Raw genomic sequence first — 4,939 nt, forward strand, 5'->3', positions numbered from 1 at the left:
AAAATCGTGTTGAGGCCAACGCCCATAATGCGGGCGGTTGCCCGGCATCCAACGCCATTCATGGCCATATCAATGATTTTCTGGTGCGTACCGGGTTGAGAAGCGGTGTAAGTGAACTGCAGTTGCCATGTTTTACGGCAGTGAGAGCAGAGATAGCGCTGATGTCCGGCAGTGCTTTTGCCGTTACGCACCACCCCGTCAGTAGCTGAACAGGAGGGACAGCTGATAGAAACAGAAGCCACTGGAGCACCTCAAAAACACCATCATACACTAAATCAGTAAGTTGGCAGCATCACCCGGCTCAGCGAATGATTTTAACCCGTCTGATTCAGATAGCCGAAACGCGTGACCGGATAAAAGGCAAACCTCGTCCGGTCGCTATTTTCCTGGATGAACTCAAGTATCACCTTTCCCGCCCTGCGCTTGAAGGACTTGGCGCAGCGAGGGATAAAGGTGTACATATCATCATGACCCACCAGTCGGTTAAAGATTTATATGACTGTCCGGCAGATCTGGATGGCGATGCCGTTGCCGGTTCGGTGATTGAGAACTGCAAATTTATGCTGGTTTATCGCCTTCGCGATCCGGATACCGCCGACTGGGTGGCAAGGATGACCGGTTCTATTCTTGTAGACGATGAAATGAGGAAAGTGAAAACGGATATCTCCCTGACGGAGAAGATGGAAACGGACAGGATGATCCGTCAGGCTGAACGATATTATATAGACAACAACATGTTGCTTAACCTGCCCAAATTTGTTGGTTTTGTTTTTACCCAGAATGATCTGGCGAAGGCAACCAAACTATTCCACATACCGGCAAAAAAGCAATATATCGACCTGCTTTCGTTTGAGCATAAAAACCCGCTGTATACCGGAAAAAACAATCAGACTCACAAACCTTCCATTAACCTGTGAGGCCATTAATGCTTATTCATAATGTTGCTGAAAGAAATGAAGCCGCAAACCGGAGAATGGAGACATTACTGAGTTTTCTTAAGGAAGAAACATTTTCTGATTTCCATACCTTAAAAAAAGTTGTCGGCTATAAAGGAAGACATAACCATGCGATGTATAACCTGCTTAATAGAGCGGTGGTGCTGGGATTTCTGAGTAAACATGAATATCCGGTACTGACCGGGACAAAGGCATTGTGGGGGATCACCATGCCGGGTCTGGCAAGGGTGGTTAACGCGGATGACCCGGTTTTTCCCGCCTATTTTGAGCCGGGAAGGCTCAAATACTGGACGCTGGAGCATCGCCTGTTAAACCAGCGGGTCAGAATCGCCCTTGAGGAAAAAGGCGGCACAGGCTGGCTGAACGGCGACCGGGGGGCGTTTATGGCGCGGCATCCCGGTGTCCGGCACCGACCGGACGGCATTATTACCTTAAGCAGCGGTGCCATCGTTGCGGTGGAAACAGAGCGCTCGCTGAAAACCCGCGCCCGCTACATCAGCATCATTAACAGCCATCTGGCCGCCAGCGACGCCGGACGCTGGCACTATGCGATGTATGTTATGCCGGATGATAAAACTAAAGAATCGCTGGTCAGGCTGTTTGGCAGCATCAGGACGGTGACGAGAAACCATGTTCCCGTTCCGTTTGATGCGAAAAATCGGGAAATGTTTCTGTTCCGTACCCTGGATGAACTGGAACAAGCATCTACCAACCACGACTAAAATGCCGGCCCCTATCGTGGATGTACGCAGGATAAAGACCTCCGGAGGGGGTTACCCAGCCCAACAAACGTCGAACATCAGCCCTCTCGCGAATTTTTAGACCTCGCTGGACGACAGGGATGCTCAACTGAGCGTATTTCCTGGCAACCAACTGATTTAAAATCAGAAAGGACAATAAAATGAACAGAAAGGCCGACCCACTTTCGGACGTACTCACTGAAATGTGCGCAAAAGCACTCGTCACATGGATGACTCATTCCGCACAGCAAGGCATGCCACGCGAAGAACTGCTGATACGCGGCAACGATTTTGTGTATGCCCTCCACGCCAATTTTGTTTTGCTCCATGAGATTTTATCAGAAACGATGGAGGATATTCAGCAACAGAGTCATAAACTCGAAGAAAGCGTGGACATTCTGGCGCAGCGTTTACACTCCCTCGGGGCAGAGGCCGATAATATGGCCGCCAGGATAAAATAATCCTTTCTTAACCTGTCCCCTTCAACCAGAGCCTGATGTAGGTCCTCCTGTGGGAGTCACTGACTCCTGCTTAAACGCGCAGCACCCCAACAACATAGGATCTAAGCTGCGCCAGTAGCGTAATCACTGGGTTAACATTCTTTTTGCGGGATGCGCGGGCTCTTTGCCGCCCGAACCCGCAGCCTGCGAATTTTCCGGACATAGTATGCCCGGAAAATTCGCAGGGAAATTGAAACCCCCTGTCACTCCGCCTGTCCCGATATCAGGTTAAACCCGCATTCCCTTGCGGCGTCTTATTCTTCTGTTCAGACCTTCTCCATCAGATAACGATGCGCTTTCGATGCCGCGCTGGCGGCTTTGAAAATATAGCGCTTGTCGTTTTTCAGTGCTTTCAGCCAGGAAGCAATATAACTTTCGTGCTGAACCTCTCCGACAATCCCCAGATCTGCCATCAAAAATGCATTTCCTAACTCAGCGACTAATTCTTCCACTGCATACCCTTCACTACCAAACTTCCCTTTCATTTCTCGGTTCAGACGGCTTTTACCACCGCTCCAGTGCACCAACTCATGCAGGCCGGTGGCGTAGAAATTAGCAGCATCAGAAAAAAGGTGACGCTCCGGCAGCCAGACCTCATCGTTTGAGGGGCTGAAAAAGGCGTTTTGTCCTTTCTCAATGATATTTGCGCCGCTCTTCCGGAACAGATTTTCAGCCTGCGGCAAAGGGTCAAAGGTTGCTTCCGGGCTGACTGTTTCCATTGTCAGAGGCAAACCGTCAATTTGTTCAACGTTAAACACGGTGAACGTCTTCAGCATCGGGATATAATCAGTTTCTCCGTCGTCATTTTCCTTCTCCAGCGTGGTGTAAAAAATGGCGGTCGTACCGTGTTCTCCCTTGCGTACCTGCCCACCTTCCGCTTTTGCCTGTTTGTAGGTCATCCAGCGTGAATCCTTGAATCCCTGTTCTGACGCTCTGCTCCACAACAACATGATATTCATCCCACTATAAGCAGCACCAGTCGCGTAGTTTGAAGGTAATCCTGACATGCCCGGTACGCGCTGCCACGGGCAGGACCATGGTTTAACACCCGCTTCAAGCGCCGCAATGATGCTGTCGGTGACGGTCTGATAAATATCGGTTCTGCTTTTAGACAATTTCGTTTTTGAGGAGCCTGACAGGTCCAGCGGGGATACGCTGGTCGCCGCTGCGGTGTTAGGGGCGCTGGTCTGGGTATGCAGGGAAGTCATCATGGTTTTTCTCCGTCAGTGGTGTGATTTTCGTCTTCGTATCGCCTGACGGTTCGCTTTCCCGGCATCGTTCTGGCCCGCAAGGGCGCAGCATGCGTGCACTTCACCCTTGCGGGACGGGTTGTGCAGGGAAACGATTAACCGGAAGCAGATATGGAGAACAAAAAGCACACAGGAGAAAAAATCTACCCCTACATAGCCGGGGGCATAGCGCCCCTTGCTTCGCAGCGGTGAAAAAAAGACTGGTGGTAATGAGTCGGGGACTGGCACTGACAGAAAGTTCTTGTTGGTGCTAGTATATTTTCCTGCCGGGCGAAACGATCCTTCTAACCGGGGGCGGTTTGTTCTTAAATTGTCTCGCTCCGGCATCAATCACAACCGGGTCGGGCTGTCTCCTTATTGAGCGCCGCGTTCAGTTTGTCTACCACCATCCGGATCCGGGATGAGAGATTTTATGAAGCAGGCCACAGCGCCGTAACCGGGGCATCATACTGGGGGCTTAACAGGTATAATCCTCAGTTCCCCTTTAGCGATTTCGTCTCCGGCCAGCCATGCTGAAAGAAAGGCAATCCCCACTCCCCTTACAGCTGCATCCCGTAAGGCTTCCCCGTGGCTGACTGAATCGCCACAGATAATCTAGACACTTCCGAGCCGCTGATAATATTGGTTTTCGTATTCAGTTGGTGGCATATGATCACTCGAACCATGCCGACGCTTACTGTTATAAAACATTTCGATGTAATCAAAAATATCACCGCGAGCTTCTTCTCGCGTTCCGTAGATCTTTTTCTTTATCCGTTCACGTTTCAGTAGCTGGAAAAAACTTTCTGCGACTGCGTTGTCATGACAGTTACCGCGACGGCTCATACTGCCCTCCAGCCCGTGTGATTTCAGGAACGACTGCCACTCATAGCTTGTGTACTGACTGCCTTGATCAGAATGAACCAGCACCTGCTTTTGAGGATTACGTCGCCACACGGCCATCAGAAGTGCATTCAGGACAATATCCTTTGTCATCCGGGGCTGCATTGACCAGCCAATAACTTTGCGCGAGAACAGGTCAACAACCACAGCCAGATACAGCCAGCCTTCGTGAGTCCGGATGTAGGTGATGTCCGTTACCCAACGCTCATCCGGTGCTTCCGGGTTGAACTGCCGCTGGAGCCTGTTGGGCGTCACGATGCTGGTTTCACCCTTACGTGCCCGTGGGCTACGGTACCCGACCTGAGCCCTTATCCCGGCACGCTTCATCAGTCGCCAGACACGATTAACTCCGCACTGTTGTCCGGTATCTCGCAGGTCGAGGTGGATCTTGCGATAACCATAAACGCAACCCGACTCCAGCCAGAACTGCTTTATCAGCCCCGTCAGCCTCAGGTCAGCATGATGCCGCCGTGAATCCGGCTGCTGAAGCCAGGCGTAAAAACCACTCGGATGCACATCCAGCACCCGACAAAGCAGTCGGACAGGCCAGCAATGGGTGTTGTCACGGATAAAGGCGTACCTCAGTCGGACAGCTTTGCGAAGTACGCCGC

General features: G+C 51.3%; 6 protein-coding genes and 1 pseudogene. 3 read left to right on the forward strand and 4 right to left on the reverse strand.

All coding sequences use genetic code 11. The features are described 5' to 3' along the window. Nucleotides 1-242 (reverse strand): IS1-like element transposase (locus tag OGY19_RS21160; protein ID WP_000179208.1); only part of this gene is annotated, 242 nt, incomplete at its 3' end. A gap of 57 nt (nucleotides 243-299) precedes the next feature. Between OGY19_RS21160 and OGY19_RS21165 the strand changes: the two are divergent. From OGY19_RS21165 to OGY19_RS21175, 3 genes and pseudogenes are all read left to right on the forward strand, one after another. After that, nucleotides 300-917 (forward strand): annotated as a pseudogene (locus OGY19_RS21165) (TraM recognition domain-containing protein); the annotation flags it as partial. Nucleotides 918-925: 8 nt separating this feature from the next. Then, nucleotides 926-1,678: a MobC family replication-relaxation protein gene (gene mobC / locus OGY19_RS21170; RefSeq protein WP_286597165.1), complete on the forward strand. Its 753-nt coding sequence runs from the start codon at nucleotides 926-928 to the stop codon at nucleotides 1,676-1,678. Between the two features lie 179 nt (nucleotides 1,679-1,857). Beyond that, nucleotides 1,858-2,157 (forward strand): hypothetical protein, encoded by a 300-nt coding sequence (locus tag OGY19_RS21175; RefSeq protein ID WP_286597167.1) that lies wholly within the window; start codon nucleotides 1,858-1,860, stop codon nucleotides 2,155-2,157. A gap of 305 nt (nucleotides 2,158-2,462) precedes the next feature. Here the strand turns inward: OGY19_RS21175 and OGY19_RS21180 are convergent, their stop codons facing one another. From OGY19_RS21180 to OGY19_RS21185, 3 genes are all read right to left on the reverse strand, one after another. Continuing rightward, nucleotides 2,463-3,407 carry an ArdC family protein gene (locus OGY19_RS21180; protein WP_286597169.1) on the reverse strand — a complete coding sequence of 315 codons (945 nt, stop codon included), beginning with the start codon at nucleotides 3,405-3,407 and terminating at the stop codon, nucleotides 2,463-2,465. 483 nt (nucleotides 3,408-3,890) lie between these two features. Continuing rightward, nucleotides 3,891-3,980, reverse strand: coding sequence for a hypothetical protein (locus tag OGY19_RS24510; protein WP_353655378.1), 90 nt, complete (start codon nucleotides 3,978-3,980; stop codon nucleotides 3,891-3,893). Between the two features lie 60 nt (nucleotides 3,981-4,040). Then, nucleotides 4,041-4,939, reverse strand: an 899-nt coding sequence (locus tag OGY19_RS21185; RefSeq protein WP_286596269.1) for an IS3 family transposase, incomplete at its 5' end; no start/stop codon positions are given.

Origin of the sequence: Citrobacter sp. Cy070 (assembly GCF_030332245.1) — a bacterium.
In the GTDB taxonomy this organism is placed as follows: Bacteria; Pseudomonadota; Gammaproteobacteria; order Enterobacterales; family Enterobacteriaceae; genus Citrobacter; species Citrobacter youngae.

Excerpts from the sequence above, each read along its gene's own strand:
- OGY19_RS21180 (WP_286597169.1), bottom strand. The coding sequence starts at position 3,407 with ATGATGACTTCCCTGCATACCCAGACCAGCGCCCCTAACACCGCAGCG.
- mobC (WP_286597165.1), top strand. The coding sequence starts at position 926 with ATGCTTATTCATAATGTTGCTGAAAGAAATGAAGCCGCAAACCGGAGA.
- OGY19_RS21175 (WP_286597167.1), top strand. The coding sequence starts at position 1,858 with ATGAACAGAAAGGCCGACCCACTTTCGGACGTACTCACTGAAATGTGC.